Source organism: Martelella sp., from assembly GCF_984369615.1.
The window spans coordinates 15,600-30,954 of the sequence record NZ_CFHTCS010000012.1; the positions used below are offsets into that span (position 1 = coordinate 15,600).

Consider the following 15,355-nt stretch of genomic DNA (forward strand, 5'->3'; position numbering starts at 1 on the left):
TGCCTCGTTCAGAAGGTCTGGAAGGACGCGATCGAACGTTCGATCAGACGATCGACGTCGTTCGGATTGTCATGCTCGACGATGTAATGCCTGATCGGCATGGACTTCAGCACCTTCATCAGCCCCTTCCAGTCAACCGTGCCGTAACCGACATCGGCCCAGCCATCCTCGTCCTCGTTCTCGCCGGCTTCCGCAATATCCTTCACATGGACGGCGGTGATGCGCTCCTTGAACAGCTCGATCCAGAAATAGGGATCGGCATCGCCGCGGATCACCCAGGCGATATCGGCCTCCCAGGCAAGCGACGGGCCGCCTGCCATGAGGTGCCGCATCGGCGCCGTGCCGTCCGGCAGAAGCGCGAACTCGAAATCGTGGTTGTGCCAGCCGAAGACGAGGCCGGCGTCACGGAAGGGTTTTCCGGCCGCCTCCAGCCGCGCGCCGAACTCCTTCCATCCCTTCGCCGTGTCGGGCCGCTGGTCGGGCAGGAGAAAGGGGCAGAACACGCTGTCCATCTTCAGCCTGGAGGCGATCTCCAGAACGCGGTCCGGGTCCTCCTCCAGCATGGCCAGACCGAAATGGCCGGTCGGCATCGACAGGCCGATTGCCTCGAGGTCGGCGGCCAACCGGTCGAGGCCGGCCTCGTCGAGATCGTCATAAAGCGCGCCGTAGCCCTCGACCTCGCCATAACCCGCGGCCGCAAGCTTGCGGAACACGCCGGAAAAGGGCTGATAATTGCGCGCGCTGTACAGTTGAAATCCGAGTTTCGTCATCTCATCCTCCCGGCAGTTGCGTGCTGCCGAACTCCGCATTGAGACCGGCGCGGGCATGCGCCGGCAAAGGTGTTTCCGTCCCGCAATTCTATCGCGTTTGCCAGAAAGGGAAAGCCGGGACTTTCCAATTGCATCACAGCCTAAGCTCCGTTTCCGCGTCGAACAGGGATGCCAGTTCCATGGCGAAGGCGAGCCTGATTTGCTGCCCCGGCTTGTAGCGCTTGTTGCCGCCGACGCGCACGGTGAACAGATGGCCGGCATGTTTCAGCCACAGGAGATTGTCCGCGCCCATCGGCTCCTCGAGATCGACCACGGCCTCATGCACCTCCTGGCCGGCCTGGATCTCGTCATCGACCATCACATGCTCGGGCCTGACGCCGAGCGTGACCTTGCCCGACGACGGCAGAGGGCCGTTGCCGTCATAACCCTCGAGGGCAAAGTCGACGCCGTTGGACCGGAAGATCGTCTTCCCGTCCTTTTCCGCCAGTTCCCCGCCAAGGAAGTTCATCGAGGGCGAGCCGATGAAGCCTGCGACGTAACGGTTGACCGGGCGGTTGTAGATCGTCGTCGGCTCGTCGAGCTGCTGGATGACGCCGCCGCGCATGATCGCGATCCGGTCGGCAAGCGTCATCGCCTCGATCTGGTCGTGGGTCACGTAAACCATCGTATTTTCCAGCGACTGATGCAGGCGCTTGATCTCGACGCGCAACTCCGACCTCAGCTTTGCGTCGAGATTGGACAGAGGCTCGTCGAACAGGAAGACATCGACATCGCGCACAAGCGCGCGGCCGATGGCGACGCGCTGGCGCTGGCCGCCCGAAAGCTCGGCGGGCTTGCGCTTCAGAAGCGGTTCGATCTGCAGAATTTCGGAGGCCCGCTTGACGCGTTTTTCGATCTCAGCCTTGGAGACCTTGGCAACCTGCAGTCCGAAGGACAGGTTCTTCTCCACCGTCATCTGCGGATAGAGCGCATAGGACTGGAACACCATGCCGATGCCGCGATCCTTCGGTTCGAGCCAGGTCACGTTCCTGTCCTTGATGAAAATCTGCCCGGCGGTAACGTCCAGAAGCCCGGCGATGCAGTTCAGAAGCGTCGACTTGCCGCACCCCGACGAACCGAGAAGCACCAGGAACTCGCCGTCCTTGATGTCGAGATCGAGATTCTTCAGCACGTCGACGGCGCCGAAGGAGAGCGAGAGATCCTTGATTGAAACACTCGTAGTCATCATTCACCCTTTCACCGCGCCGGCGGCGATGCCGCGCACGAACAGCGGTCCGGAAACGAAATAGACGGCCAGCGGGACGAGGCCGGTCAGAAGCGTTGCCGCCATGTTGACGTTGTATTCCTTGACCCCCTGCACCGCATTGACGATGTTGTTGAGCTGCACCGTCATCGGATAGTTCTGCTGGCCGGCGAAGATCACGCCGAAGAGGAAGTCGTTCCAGATGCCGGTCGTCTGGATGATCATGCCGACGACGAAGATCGGCAGCGACATCGGCAGCATGATGCGGAAGAAGATCTGCCAGAAGCCGGCGCCGTCGACGCGCGCCGCCTTGAACAGCTCCTCCGGCAACGAGGCGAAATAGTTGCGGAACAGGAGCGTCAGGATCGGCATGCCGAAAATGGTATGGACCAGCACGATGCCCGGAAGCGTCGAGAACATGTGCAGTTCCCGAAGGATGATCACCAGCGGATAAAGCATCACCTGGTAGGGAATGAAAGCGCCGAAGAGCAGCACCGTGAAGAAGAATTCCGAGCCCTTGAAGCGCCAGTTCGCCAGCGCATAGCCGTTGACCGAGGCGACCGCGATCGAGACGATGATACCCGGAACGGTGATCTTGACCGAATTCCAGAAGCCGACGCGGATGCCTTCGCAGTAGAGCCCGGTGCAGGCCTGGCTCCACGCCTTGACCCAGGGTTCGAAGGTGATTTCGACGGGCGGCGCGAAGATATTGCCCATGCGGATTTCCGGCATGCCCTTCAGCGAGGTCACCACCATCACATAGAGCGGAATGAGATAATAGACCGCGGCGACGAACAGGATGGAATAGAGAATGATCCGCGACGGCGCGAAGCGGCGCCTGGGGCGCGGCCCCGACGGTTCATTGGAAGCAACTGCACTCATCATCCCCTCCTCATTTCTTCTTGTCTCTGAATTCCATCAGCGCCCAGGGCACGAGGATGATAAAGACGGTGACCAGCATCACGGTCGAGGCGGCGAGCCCCTGGCCGATATTGCCGCGCTGGAACATCAGGTCGTAGACATATTTGGCCGGCACTTCGGAGGCAAAGCCAGGTCCCCCCTGCGTCATCGCCACGACGAGGTCGTAGACGCGGACAATGCCCGAGGCGACGATGACGAGCGTCGTCACGAACACGCCGCGCATCATCGGAATGACGATGAAGAGATAGGTCCGCCAGGCGGGGATGCCGTCGACCTTGGCCGCCTTCCAGATTTCGCCATCGATGCCGCGCAGGCCCGCCAGCATCAGCACCATGACAAGCCCCGTTCCCTGCCAGAGCCCCGCGATCACCAGCGCATAGATGACCGTGCTCTTGTTGCCGAGCATGGCGAAATCGCCCCCGGGCAGGCCGAGGTCGTCCAGAAATTTCGGCACGCCGAGGCCTGGATCGAGGATCCATTGCCAGACGAGGCCGGTGACGATGAAGGAGAGTGCGAAGGGATAGAGAAAGATCGTGCGGAAGGTGTTCTCGAAGCGGATTTTCTGGTCGAGCAGCGTCGCTAGAAGAAAGCCGACGACAAAGGAAAAGACGAGGCTCAAGCCTCCGTAGATCAGGAGGTTGACGATCGCCACATTCCAGCGGGTCGTGTCGAACAGGCGGTCATACTGGGAAAAGCCGACGAAATTCTCGCTCGGCAGAAGCCGCGAGTCGGTGAATGAATAGATAACCGTCCAGGCGGTGCAGCCGATGAAGATGACCACGGCGGTCAGCATCATCGGGATTGCCGCGATCTTGGCGTTCAGATTCTTGAACAGACCGAACGGACGGCGAGCAACAGCAGCCATTGCAGCTCCCCTCTCAGATTGGCATGGATCCGGAAGGAAAAGGGGCAAGCCGCGTCAGAGCCGGGCCAGCCCCTTGTCCCTTTCGGCCGAGGCTTACATGGCCTGTTCGATGATCGACTGCTGCTGTTCGAGCGCCTCGTCGACCGTCATGTCGGAGGAGAAGAACTCCAGCGCAAGGTCCGTGATCTGGCCCTGCGTATCGGAATCGAGCAATTGCTCGGTCGACGGCAGGACGTTGTCCGGATTGGCGAGGATTTCGAGACCCTTCTTCATGCAGGCATTGGCGGCTTCGAGATCGACATCGCCGCGCACCGGAAGCGAGCCCTTGACGAGGTTGAACTCGACCTGGGTTTCCGGCGAAACCAGCATGGAGGCCAGCTCGAGCTGGGCCGCCGTGATCTCTTCGTCGTTCGTCTTGGGGAAATAGAAGGCATCGCCGCCCGTATCGAGCACCGGATTGTTGCCGAGTCCGGGAAGGCAATCATAATCGACGCCGGCCTCCTGGCCCGCCTGGGCGAATTCGCCCTGCGCCCAGTCGCCCATGATCTGCGCGGCCGCGTCGCCCTGGATCACCATATTGGTGGCGACGTTCCAGTCGCGACCGGAATAGGCGTCATCAACCATGTCGCGCGCCTGTGCAAAGGCTTCCCAGATGGCGCGGTTCTCGTCGCTCATCACGGCATCCGGATCCTTGTCGCCGTTGACGGCGAGATAATTGTCGACGCCGCCGATGGCGACCTGCATCACGTTGCGGATGCCGTCGACCTGCCAGGGCTGGCCCGTGGCGAGCGGAATGACGCCGGCTTCCTGCAGCGCCGGCGCCGCATCGACCAGTTCCTGCCAGTTGGTCGGCACCGGAATGCCGTTGTCCTCGAACACGTGGCGGTTCAGCCACATCCACTGCCAAGAATGGATGTTGATCGGCACGCAATAGATGCGGCCGTCATATTCGCACGCCTCAAGCAGCTTGGCGGGGCGGATCTTCTCGCGCCAGTTTTCCTTCTCGGCGAGATCCGTCAGGTCCAGCATCAGGCCGGCCTTGATCAGTTCCTCGGCGTCGCGGCCGGTGTTCATCTGGGTCGCGCCCATGGGATTGCCGCCGAGAATGCGGCTGATGATGATCGGGTTGGCGGTCGAACCGGAACCGGCGATGGCGCTGTCCACCCAGTTGTTTCCGGTTTCGTTGAAATTGTCAGCCAGCACCTTCACGGCCGCAGCCTCGCCGCCCGATGTCCACCAGTGGGTCACCTCAAGGTCGGTCGCGCTGGCTGCGACAGGCATGGCTACGCCGGCCGCCAGAGCGGCGGTGAGAATTGCATGTTTCATACTGTCCTCCCAACTGAAACGTTGCCGGAAAAAGGTATGCGAAAGCCAAATAGGGCGCAACCTTTTTGTTCCGATTTTTGTCGAACTACTACTTTCGACCTAAGGCGCAGACCGAATATACTTCGATTTTTTGCATTGCAATTTCTCAATAAAGTCTTGTATTAACTGTATTAATATGGATTTCTTCGCAACGTCCGTCAAGCTTGTTAGCATCCGCAACATCCTGGCAACCGACAGTTCCACGCACATGCGCCACGGCCTTAAATAGTCTGCCTAACACGCGACAGCTATTTTTCTGTATCGTTACAGCAATTCTCGCGCTAGACTGCGGACAACCGGCAGGCGCCAAGCAGGGCCGGCTTGACCGGCGCTACGGAGGGGCATCGGGAGGGAGGCTCCGCCAGCTCCGGATGTGCGACGGGCGAGGACGCTCAAGAACGACAAGAATGCGCGCAGGATTGGCGTTGCCAGCGAGAATCAGCGTATCGTTGCATTTCAGGCCGGATCCGGCCTGTTGTCCGATACGCTCCATCAGCAGGGAGGAGACGGGCCGCAGGGCCCGTGCGATCGCGCGGCACGCGCGACGCGGGAGATGAAAGACGTCGATGAAGCCCACGACCGGAAGATCGCGCGAGACAAGCAATGCGCGCCCGACACTGAAGACCATTGCCTATATGACCGGACTCGGCGTGACGACCGTCTCCCGCGCGCTTAAGGACGCGCCGGATATCGCCGAGCACACCAAGGAGCGCGTTCGCCTCGTCGCCAAGCAGCTCGGCTACATGCCGAACCGCGCCGGCGTCAGGCTTCGCACCGGCAAGACCAATGTAATCGCGCTCGTCCTCAGCATGGAGGAAGAGATCATGGGCATGTCCGGCCAGATGATATTCGGCATATCGGACGTCCTTTCGGACACGCCCTATCATCTGGTGCTGATGCCGCAGCCGATCCATCACGATCCGATGGCGCCGATCCGCTACATTCTCGACACCGGTTCCGCCGATGGCGTGATCATCTCGCGCATCGCCCCGGAGGACCCGCGCATCGCCCTGATGCGCGAGCGCGGCATGCCCTTTGCCGCGCACGGACGCACGGAGAGCGACCATGACTACCCCTTCCACGACTTCGACAACGACGCCTATGCGATGGACGCTGTGGAAAGGCTTGCGGAGCGCGGACGCCGTCGTATCGTCTGCCTGCAGCCGCCGAGCCACCTCACCTATTATCGCTATTTCCGCGCCGGCTTCGAGCGCGGCCTCAGCCGCTTCGGCCTGCAGGAGACGCCGCTGACCTCCGTCAGCACCGATTCATCGCTGTCGGAAATCCGCAATGGTGTGCTGGCGGCCCTGTCTTCATCAACGCCGCCGGACGGCGTCATTGCCTGTTCCGGCAGCAGCGCCGTCCCGATCATGGCCGCACTCAGGACGCGCGGCCTGAGGCTTGGGGAGGATGTCGATCTCGTCGCCAAGCAGCCGGCGGACTTTCTCAACTGGATCAGCCCGGAGATCATCGCCATGAGCGAGGATTTCAGCCAGGCCGGCCGGGAGCTCGCCCGCGCCGTGCTTGCCCGGATCGAGAACCGGTCATCGCCGCCGCGACAGAGCATCAGCAAGCCGGACTGGTCCAACGCGCCGCTGTTGAAGACGGCGCAATCGCGCTGAAAAAGCCGCGGGAAGCGGAGCGGAGCCTGCGGACCTCAGCGGTCCGCGCGCACCGCGACAGGCGCAGGACGGGTGACGACGAAAGCGGCGCAACTCAACAGCACCAGGCCGACGGCAAGCTGCAGCCAGAGGAAAGCCGAGGCGAAATAGAGCACGGACAGAAAGCTCACCCCCATCGCCGTTACCGCCAGGATCTTGGCGGGGGTGGCGATAGCGCCTTCGTGGCGCCACTGGCGAAGATGGGCGCCGTAGCGGGGATGGTTCATCAGCCGGGCTTCAAGCTCCGGCGAGGATCGCGCAAAGGCCGCGGCGGCAACGATCAGGAACGGCACCGTCGGCATGATCGGCAAAAACACGCCGATGACGCCCAGCGCAACCATGATCCAGCCGATGACGAGTAGAACCCTGCGTTTCAATGTCCTGTCTCCTGCAAAGCCGGTTCTTCCATAAATGCAAATCGCGCTTCAGTCCAGCAACAGCACATATGGGTTCGAAAACGGGCTATTTTTAGAACATTTTCAGGAAAAGTGGATACCGGTTCGCCGTCCGCAAACGCGCACGAACAGACAGAAAGCGCTTTGGCGATCCGGAGAAAAGCGGAGGCGCTCGAGGCTTCTCAGGGAAGCGGCGCTTCGACGCCGCGCTGCTCCTCGGCGCCGCGGATCACCGATTCGATCAGCCTGTCCCAGTCGCTCGGCTCTTGGGGCTGCGCACCGGTCCGGGAAGGTCCGCCGCCCTCGGCGGGCGTCGGAACAGGAATTGCGGACTGGCCGCCGGCAGCGGCGTCTTCAGCCTCGCGCCGGCGGCGTTCCTCCTCCTCGCGGCGCAGGCGCTCGGCCTCCTCGCGCTGGCGGCGCTCCAGCGCCCGCTGTTCGGAGCGGAACTCATAAAGCGTCGCCTCGCGCCGGAGTCGCTGCTTTTCCAGGATATCGGCCTGCAGCCGCTCCACGCGCGCGCGTTCGCGCTCGACCGCTCTGAGAGCGAGGAAGTTGTTCACCTCCGTCAGATCGAGGCTGCGAACCGGATCGGAGAGCGCCCCGTTGAACCCGATTGTGAAGCCGGCGCTTGCCCCCTCCTCGCTCGCTTCGCCGAGTTTCAGCGCCACATCGACCGAGGCTTCCAGATCGCGTTCGGCAAGGTCGGTGCGCAGCGCGCCGTAGACCCGCGCTTCCGGCAGGTCGACGAAGACATTGCGGGCCTGAAGCACGCCGTCGGTGATGCTGAAGGGAATGGCGATGTCGCCCGCGGCAAAGCTGCCGTCGCCGAAGATCAGCGACCGCATTTCATCCTCGATCGCCGCATTGGTAACCTCGGTGCCCTGCGAATCGGCCCAGGCGAGCAGCGGATCGGTGACGGCGAGATCCAGCCCCGCAATGACGGGCGATTTCAGCGTCAGCATGCCGGAACCGCTTGCATCAGCCATCAACCCGGCCGCCGTGTCGGCCGTCGTTTCGACCACCAGGCCGAGATCAAACCGACCGCTGGCAACCGGCCTATCGCCAGCCTTCCACAACGTGTCCGGCAAGGCGGCATCGGCAAGGTTGATCTGCGCCTGGAAATAACCGTCGCCGCCCGAATTGCCGAGTTGCAGATCGCCGGAAAGCGTTCCGTCGAAGAGCCGTCCGGCAAGGCGCGTCACCGTCAGGCCGCCGCCGCGAAAGCCCACCGTGCCGCTCATGCCGGTCACCGGTTCCGGCAGGCCGGCGTCAAAGGCCGCGGCCTGAACGTCGATATCGGCCTCGGCCGTGCCGAAATAGGCGGTCCCGAAGGGCGTATCCGGCAGCCCCTCCGGCCCCAGGACGAAATTCGGGCCGAACACCGCTTCCATCAGCCAGGCAAGGTCGAGACGATCGAGGGAAAGCGCCCCGTCAAGCCGGACGACGGGTTCGCCGCGCCTGAGCGCCAGACGGCCCGTCACGCCATTGCCATCGAGATCGCCCTCGATGGCGGAGAGCGCGAACTGCTCCGGGGTGACGTCGAGGCTCGCCTTGACCGACAGAGGCATGCCGAAGGCGGTCCCCGGCACGGCAAGGGCATTCATGGCAAGATAGGGCTCCAGATCGGGGCTTGCGAGCGAGAGGGAATAGCGGCCGGCCAGGAAATCACCGGCTTCAAGGCTCGCCTCGCCCGAGGCGGTAAACCGGGTCTCGCCGCTTGCTGCCCTGAGGCCGACGGCGACCGGCCCCTCCCCCCCAGATCGTTCGATCGAAAGCGAAAGCTGCGCGCCGGCAGGCGCCGGAATGGGCAGTGGCGCAAGACCGGCCTGGCCGAAGACGATCGCCGTATCCGGGTTGGAAAGCTGCACCTGACCGCTCACCCCGCCCGGTCCCAGAACGGAGTCGCGCCGCCATGAACCGGAGATGCGGCTGCCATTGGCGCTGCCCGAAAAGACCGCGGAAACGGCCGTGCCATCCTGTCCGAAGGCGAGATCGGCCTCGGCTTCTGCGTTCCGGTACCAGGCGGCGTTTTCCGCCAGCATGGACAGGAACGGATGCGCGCCGAACCGCTTCTGGAGCGTGGCGACGAAGCCGGAGAGATCCTCTGCGGAAAATGTCAAACGCCCGGAGCCTGACGGCAGGTCGCGATCCGTCCGGGCCTGCCCGGAAAGCGTGATCGCCGCGCCCGCAAGGTCGCCGATCTCCAGATGATCAACGGAAAGCGCGCCGGACTGGTAAACGAACGCCGTGTCGACAAGCGCTGCGTTCAGATCGAAGGCATTGACCGCACCGGCCCTCAGCGATGCGCGAATGCGGTGGCGGCTCAGGCCGCTGTCGATATTCTCGCCGACCATCAGTCCCGCCAGCGCCCGCAAAGCATTGAAATCGATGACATTGCCGGAAAGATCAAGATCGAGTTCAGGCGTCGCCGCACCACTCGACCGGCGCGACATCGCGCCATCGAGCACGGCGTCGCCGGCAACGATCTGCAGGTTCTCGAAGATCTGGCTTCCGTCCGCCAGATCGACATCGGCCGAGAAGCCCGCCCGGTCCAGCGCCCGGATTTCCGGGCTGACGCTGCCGGTCAGCCATTGCGAAAGGCCCGAGGGCTGACGCGAGGCGACGAGCAGCGAACCGGTGAACGACGCCGCCTCCCCGAGCGAAAGCCGGCCCGCGGCCTCCACCTGGGTGCGGCCCGGCAGTTCGGCCGAACCGTCCTCGATCCGCCAGCCGTCGCCGTCCGGCGCCGCGTCGAGAACGATCGAGCGGATCGTGGTGTCGCCGGAAACCAGCGCCGGCAAACGGAAGGTCACCGTGCCCGGCAATTGCGGGATCGGCACCTGCTGCAGGAACCCGACCAGCATGTCGAGCCGCTCGCGCGCGTTCGGCGTCGCCACCCTGCCCTTCTTCAGATTGGTGTCGTAGTCGGAAAGCCGCTCGACATTGAACTGCTGGCCGTCCGCCGTCAGAAGGAAGCTGCCGCCCGGGCGCGTATCGAAATTGGCCTCGCCCGAAATCACATAGGGATCGACGCGCGTGCCGATCTCAAGCCGGTATTCGGAGATGGAGATCGATTCATTGGTGAGTTCGAACTGGCCGCTGGCGCGCGGCGGCGGCACATCCTCCGCGTCCTCCTGGGTGACGGCGAGGCGGAAACCGCCGGCATAGACCGGCTTTCCGTCCTCAAGCGCGACATCGCCCTCAAGCGCTGCCGAAACCGGCCATTCGGCAGGATCGGCCGAAAGCCTCAAACGCATCGTTGCCGTTTCCGGATCGGGCCGGCCGGTGAGGATGGTGAAGGCGCCTGCATGCCCGTCAAGCACGGCATTGCCCTCCATCCGCCACGGGCCCTCGATCGCGTTGGCCGAGAGCATGGCGTCAATATCGGACACCGTGCGCAGCCGGTCGCCGGCATGATCGGCCAGGCGGATTTCGCCGTCTCTGATTTCCACGTCCTCGAACACCACCCGCCGGGCAGAGAGCGGAGCACTGCCGGTCGCCGTCCATGACAGCGCTCCGGCCTCGTCAAGCGTCAGGTTGAGGACCGGATGCTCCAGCAGCATCTTGAAGATGCGGATTTCGCCGCTGAGGAAAGGCGCGAGCTCCGCATCCATGGAAAAGGCATCGGCCGTTGCCAGCGGCGCGCCCGAAGCATCGCGCCCGACCCTGACGTCATGCATGGTGATTGCGGGAAACGGCAGAACCCGGACATCGACATCGCCGACCACCTCGACCTTCTTGCCAAGCGCCCGGCTGGCCTGAACCTCGAATTCCTGGCGGAAGCTGCTCCAGTCGACGAAATAGGGAACGACCAGCGCCGCAGACAGCAGAAGAACCAGCAGAGCCCCGATGAAAACAAGTATTCGTCCCAGCAATCTCGCGGTTCCCTTACGTCATTCGCCCGGCCAGCCCCGGCGCGGTCGGGCGGAGGCCCGCGGCGCCGATACCGCTCTCAATCTCAGACGGCCCGTCTCACCCGGCACCTCGTTGCTGCGAACCTATCACGTTGCGCAAATGCAGGCCAGTTCGGCTTCCCGCACAAAGACAGTTTTGGCGTGTTTCTCCCTTCAGAAAATCTTGCCCGGGTTGAAGATATTGTCCGGATCGAGCGCCTCCTTGATCGCGCGCATGGCCGCAACCGCCGTGCCGATCTCGTCAGCGACGACCCTCTTCTTGCCCTGGCCGACGCCGTGCTCGCCCGTCGCCGTCCCGCCCATGGCGATGGCCCGTTCGGCAAGCCGCGTGGTGAAGGCCTCGACGCGGGCGATCTCTTCCGGATTGTTCTTGTCGAACAGGACGAGGAGATGAAAATTGCCGTCGCCCGCATGGCCGACGACCGGCGCCAGAATGCCTTCGCGCTTCACGTCCTCCTGGGTTTCGCGCACGCAATCGGCAAGCCGCGAGATCGGCACGCAGACATCCGTCGACAAACCGTCGAGCTCGGGGGCAAGCGCCCGGCCGGCCCAATAGGCGCTGTGACGGGCCTTCCACAGTTTCGTGCGCTCCTCGGCATTGGCGGTCCAGACGAATTCGGAGCCGCTGCATTCGGACGCAATCTCGGCGAACTGCGCCGACTGCATGGCGACCGCCTCCTCGCTGCCGTGGAATTCCAGAAGAAGCAGCGGGGTTTCGGGAAAGTCGAGCCCGGAATAGGCGTTGCAGGCCTTGACCTGAAGCGCGTCGAGAAGCTCGATGCGGGCAACCGGAATGCCCATCTGGATCGTCATGATCACCGCATTGCAGGCCTCTTCCAGCGTCTCGAAGGAGGAAACCCCGCCGGCGATCTTCTCCGGGATGCCGGCAAGCTTCAGCGTGATCGAGGTGATGATGCCGAGCGTGCCTTCCGCGCCGACGAAAAGCCGCGTGAGGTCATAGCCGGCGGACGATTTGCGCGCGCGCCGCCCGGTGGTGATTTCCTCGCCGTCGGCGGTCACCACGGTCAGCGCCAGCACCACGTCCTTCATCGTGCCGTAGCGCACCGCATTGGTGCCGGAAGCGCGCGTTGACGCCATGCCGCCGAGCGAGGCGTTGGCGCCCGGATCGATCGGGAAGAACAGGCCGGTATCACGCAGATAGTCGTTCAACTCCTCGCGGGTGACGCCCGGCTCGACGCGACAGTCAAGATCTTCCGCATTGACCTCGAGCACACGGTTCATGCGCGACAGATCGATGCAAATGCCGCCTTCGGGCGCATTCACCTGGCCCTCGAGCGAAGAGCCCGTGCCGAAGGGAATGACAGGCACCTTGTATTCCGCGCAAAGCTTCACCGCCGCCTTCACATCCTCGGAACTCTCGGCAAAGAACACCGCGTCCGGCAGCTGCGGCGGCAGGTAGGTCGTGGTATGGGCATGCTGGGCGCGGAAGGCCTCGCCCGTCTGCACCTTGTCGCCGAAACGCTCCCTGAGCAGCGCGATCGCCTCATGCGCCGCTTGCGGGTCGCGCGGGCGCGTCTGAACGTCTTCAATTGCCAAAACTTGCACTCCGAACCTGTTTTGCCGTAGCCTCCGAAGGCCCGGCCGTCTCAGCGTTTTATGCGAGGATCGCCGCCTGCGTCCAGTGCCGGCCGGCATTGCAGATCTCAACTTACGGCTTTCGCGATGAATGATCTTCAGGATGTGATAGCGAAACTCACCGGCGCCCGACGCGTCACGCTCTCCCGCTTCGCCTCGGGCGACCTTTCGGCGTTGATGCTCGCGGAAACGGAGGACGGCAGGCAATTCGTCGTCAAGGGCGGCCCGGCGCCCGCCGTCGAGGGCGAGATGCTGCGCCTGATCGCCGCGACAGGCGCGCCGGCGCCGGAGGTGGTCGCCGCCAACGAGCGCGTTCTGATCATCACCAGGGTCGAGGGACGAAGCGGCTTTGCCGGCGCCCAGGCCGACCTCGGCCGATCGCTTTCAAAGCTTCACGCGGCAACGGGCGAGCAATACGGCTTTGATCACGACTATGCCTTCGGCACGGTCGCAATCGAAAACGACCGGACCGCCTCCTGGGTCGCTTTCTGGCGCGACCGCAGGCTGTTGAACAATATCGGTCACATTCCCGCCGACCTCGCCCGGCGGGTCGAGCGACTTGCCGGCAATCTCGCCGCTCATCTGCCGGACGCGCCGCCCGCCGCCCTTCTTCACGGCGACTTGTGGTCGGGCAATGTCATGGCCTCATCCGGGCGCGTCACGGCCTTCATCGACCCGGCCTGCTATTATGGCCATGCCGAAGTCGACCTCGCCATGCTCAACCTGTTCGGCAGTCTCGATCAGGGCTTCTACGCCTCTTATCCCCGACTTGAGCCGGGCTATCTCGAGCGGCAGGCGATCTACAGTCTCTGGCCGGCGCTCGTGCATCTTCGCCTTTTTGGCGGCGGCTACCGTTCGATGGTAGAAGGCTTTCTGTCCCGCGCCGGCCATTGAGGCGGCTGTTGCCGCAACGGTAGCCACGCGGAGATTTCGGTTTATGCTAGTGACAGTTTTTTGAAATCGTCTGATTCCATTGCAGAGTTCATCTTGACCCGTCTTACCAGGACCGCCATCAATCCCGACAGGCACTGTGTTTTCGCGCCGACCGCGTTTCAGCCTTTGCCCTTCCGGGGCCCGTCGAAGGCGGCGAAGACGCCAATCAATGCCGGATGCGGCACGACGCATATCAGGACATGTGAATGACAAGAACGCTGAAAGTCGCGGTTGTCGGGCTCGGCATCGGCCGCAACCACATTCAAAACGGCTACCGTACCAATACCGACCGTTTCGAGGTCGCGGCACTCTGTGATCTCGACGAGGCGCTGCTGAAGGCAAACGGCGCGGAATTCGGCATCGAGCGGCTTGTGACGGACTATCTCGAGATCGTCGGCATGGACGACATCGACGTGGTCGACATCTGCACCCCGCCGGCAACCCACAAGACGATGATCGTCGCCGCCCTGCAGGCCGGCAAGCACGTCATCTGCGAGAAGCCGCTTGTCGGATCGCTTGCCGACATCGACGAACTGCTCGACGCCGAATCGCGCTCCTCCGGCCATGTGATGCCGATCATGCAGTATCGCTACAATGATGGCGCCCAGAAGGCGCGTCACATCATCGCCTCGGGGCTTGCCGGCAAGCCGCTGGTTGCGACCTGCGAGGTGCACTGGCTGCGCGGCCCGGACTATTATGAAAAGGACTGGCGCAGGAGCTGGAGCGGCGCGCTCGGCGGCATTTTGATGAACCATGCCATCCATGCCAATGACCTGATGTTCTATCTGCTCGGCCCGGTGCGATCGCTGTTTGCGCGCACGGCGACGCGGGTGAACCGGGTCGAGGTCGAGGACTGCGCCAGCATCAGCGTCGAGCTTGAATGCGGCGCGCTGGCCACGACATCGGCCACGCTCGGCTCGGTGGAGCCCCTGAGCCGCATGCGGCTCTGCTTCGAGAATGTGACCATCGAGACCGATAGCCGCCCGGATTTCACGGCCGACAAGGCGCCCTGGCGTTTCGTGCCCGCCAACGCGGCGATCGGCAGCAAGATCGACGAGGCGCTCGCCGGTTTCACGCCGCCGCCCTCCGGCTTTGCCGGTCAGATGCAGGATTTCCACAAGGCGATCTGCGAGAAGACGCCATTGCCGCTGACCCTCGGCGATGCGCGCCAAAGCCTCGACTTCGCGACAGCCGCCTACTGGTCGGCCAAGACCTATAGCGCGGTGGCCCTGCCCATTCTTTCGGACCATCCCTTTTACAACGGCTGGCAGAACGCCTTCTGACGCAAAGCGCCCGGGCGTTTGATGCCCGGGCGACTTGAAAGAACGGATTCCGGAAAGCTCAGTAGGAGGCGGCGTTGTCGATCGACTGGCCGGCATCCTGGGTGGCATCAATCGCGTTGGCGGTATCCTGACCCATGCCCTCGATCGTGTTCCCGCAGGAAGCGACGAGAGCGCTCATGGCGAACAGGGTGAAGGCAGCGATGATTTTTCCCTTGAACATTTGCATCTCCTGAATTTGCGTCGGGTTGCCTGTTCAACGTTCCGGAAGTCCCCGGGTTCCATGGCTGATGCGTCATTTTCGGCGGAGCGAACATATCCACAGGCCGCCTGCCGGTTTTCCACAGTCGCTCCCCGGCTTTTGCACAAGCCGGGCGTGGCTTTGTCGCGCGCTGTGACGCGCCCCTCT

12 protein-coding genes are annotated in these 15,355 nt (G+C 63.3%); 3 read left to right on the plus strand and 9 right to left on the minus strand.

From position 1 onward, the window contains the following. Window positions 1-8: 8 nt before the first annotated feature. From AC5DC2_RS02305 to AC5DC2_RS02325, 5 genes are all read right to left on the minus strand, one after another. A complete protein-coding gene (locus AC5DC2_RS02305; protein WP_024708034.1) occupies window positions 9-770 on the minus strand; it encodes a sugar phosphate isomerase/epimerase family protein in 762 nt (253 codons plus the stop codon). Window positions 771-903: 133 nt separating this feature from the next. Continuing rightward, on the minus strand, window positions 904-1,995 hold the full coding sequence (locus AC5DC2_RS02310) for an ABC transporter ATP-binding protein (RefSeq protein WP_024708035.1): 1,092 nt from the start codon (window positions 1,993-1,995) through the stop codon (window positions 904-906). Window positions 1,996-1,998: 3 nt separating this feature from the next. Then, the gene (locus AC5DC2_RS02315; protein WP_024708036.1) at window positions 1,999-2,895 is read right to left on the minus strand and encodes a carbohydrate ABC transporter permease; all 897 of its coding nucleotides are present in this window, start codon (window positions 2,893-2,895) and stop codon (window positions 1,999-2,001) included. A 10-nt stretch (window positions 2,896-2,905) separates the two neighbouring features. Next, window positions 2,906-3,799 carry a carbohydrate ABC transporter permease gene (locus tag AC5DC2_RS02320; protein ID WP_024708037.1) on the minus strand — a complete coding sequence of 298 codons (894 nt, stop codon included), beginning with the start codon at window positions 3,797-3,799 and terminating at the stop codon, window positions 2,906-2,908. Between the two features lie 93 nt (window positions 3,800-3,892). Next, window positions 3,893-5,125: an ABC transporter substrate-binding protein gene (locus AC5DC2_RS02325; RefSeq protein WP_024708038.1), complete on the minus strand. Its 1,233-nt coding sequence runs from the start codon at window positions 5,123-5,125 to the stop codon at window positions 3,893-3,895. Window positions 5,126-5,730: 605 nt separating this feature from the next. Here AC5DC2_RS02325 and AC5DC2_RS02330 point away from each other — a divergent pair. Further along, on the plus strand, window positions 5,731-6,786 hold the full coding sequence (locus AC5DC2_RS02330) for a LacI family transcriptional regulator (RefSeq protein ID WP_491697356.1): 1,056 nt from the start codon (window positions 5,731-5,733) through the stop codon (window positions 6,784-6,786). Between the two features lie 35 nt (window positions 6,787-6,821). Here AC5DC2_RS02330 and AC5DC2_RS02335 read toward each other — a convergent pair whose 3' ends face one another. The 3 genes from AC5DC2_RS02335 to AC5DC2_RS02345 all read right to left on the minus strand — a co-directional run bounded on the left by AC5DC2_RS02335 (window position 6,822) and on the right by AC5DC2_RS02345 (window position 12,694). Then, window positions 6,822-7,202, minus strand: coding sequence for a YbaN family protein (locus tag AC5DC2_RS02335; protein WP_024708041.1), 381 nt, complete (start codon window positions 7,200-7,202; stop codon window positions 6,822-6,824). Between the two features lie 200 nt (window positions 7,203-7,402). Next, on the minus strand, window positions 7,403-11,098 hold the full coding sequence (locus tag AC5DC2_RS02340; protein WP_491697357.1) for an AsmA family protein: 3,696 nt from the start codon (window positions 11,096-11,098) through the stop codon (window positions 7,403-7,405). Between the two features lie 192 nt (window positions 11,099-11,290). Beyond that, a complete protein-coding gene (locus AC5DC2_RS02345) occupies window positions 11,291-12,694 on the minus strand; it encodes an FAD-binding oxidoreductase (RefSeq protein ID WP_491697358.1) in 1,404 nt (467 codons plus the stop codon). Window positions 12,695-12,820: 126 nt separating this feature from the next. On the opposite strand from AC5DC2_RS02345, the gene AC5DC2_RS02350 reads away from it, so the two are divergent. Together AC5DC2_RS02350 and AC5DC2_RS02355 are read left to right on the plus strand one after the other, a co-directional pair. After that, entirely contained in the window at window positions 12,821-13,627 is an 807-nt protein-coding gene (locus tag AC5DC2_RS02350) for a fructosamine kinase family protein (protein WP_491697359.1), read from the plus strand. A 245-nt stretch (window positions 13,628-13,872) separates the two neighbouring features. Then, a complete protein-coding gene (locus tag AC5DC2_RS02355) occupies window positions 13,873-14,949 on the plus strand; it encodes a Gfo/Idh/MocA family protein (protein ID WP_491697360.1) in 1,077 nt (358 codons plus the stop codon). Window positions 14,950-15,007: 58 nt separating this feature from the next. On the opposite strand, the gene AC5DC2_RS02360 is transcribed toward AC5DC2_RS02355, so the two are convergent. Beyond that, on the minus strand, window positions 15,008-15,127 hold the full coding sequence (locus tag AC5DC2_RS02360) for an entericidin domain-containing protein (protein WP_244435552.1): 120 nt from the start codon (window positions 15,125-15,127) through the stop codon (window positions 15,008-15,010). Window positions 15,128-15,355 lie beyond the last annotated feature (228 nt).

What these genes read in the sequence shown, in the direction of transcription:
- AC5DC2_RS02305 (WP_024708034.1), bottom strand. Translation starts at nt 770, where the DNA reads ATGACGAAACTCGGATTTCAACTGTACAGCGCGCGCAATTATCAGCCC.
- AC5DC2_RS02310 (WP_024708035.1), bottom strand. Translation starts at nt 1,995, where the DNA reads ATGACTACGAGTGTTTCAATCAAGGATCTCTCGCTCTCCTTCGGCGCC.
- AC5DC2_RS02315 (WP_024708036.1), bottom strand. Translation starts at nt 2,895, where the DNA reads ATGAGTGCAGTTGCTTCCAATGAACCGTCGGGGCCGCGCCCCAGGCGC.
- AC5DC2_RS02320 (WP_024708037.1), bottom strand. Translation starts at nt 3,799, where the DNA reads ATGGCTGCTGTTGCTCGCCGTCCGTTCGGTCTGTTCAAGAATCTGAAC.
- AC5DC2_RS02325 (WP_024708038.1), bottom strand. Translation starts at nt 5,125, where the DNA reads ATGAAACATGCAATTCTCACCGCCGCTCTGGCGGCCGGCGTAGCCATG.
- AC5DC2_RS02330 (WP_491697356.1), top strand. Translation starts at nt 5,731, where the DNA reads ATGAAGCCCACGACCGGAAGATCGCGCGAGACAAGCAATGCGCGCCCG.
- AC5DC2_RS02350 (WP_491697359.1), top strand. Translation starts at nt 12,821, where the DNA reads ATGAATGATCTTCAGGATGTGATAGCGAAACTCACCGGCGCCCGACGC.
- AC5DC2_RS02355 (WP_491697360.1), top strand. Translation starts at nt 13,873, where the DNA reads ATGACAAGAACGCTGAAAGTCGCGGTTGTCGGGCTCGGCATCGGCCGC.
- AC5DC2_RS02360 (WP_244435552.1), bottom strand. Translation starts at nt 15,127, where the DNA reads ATGAGCGCTCTCGTCGCTTCCTGCGGGAACACGATCGAGGGCATGGGT.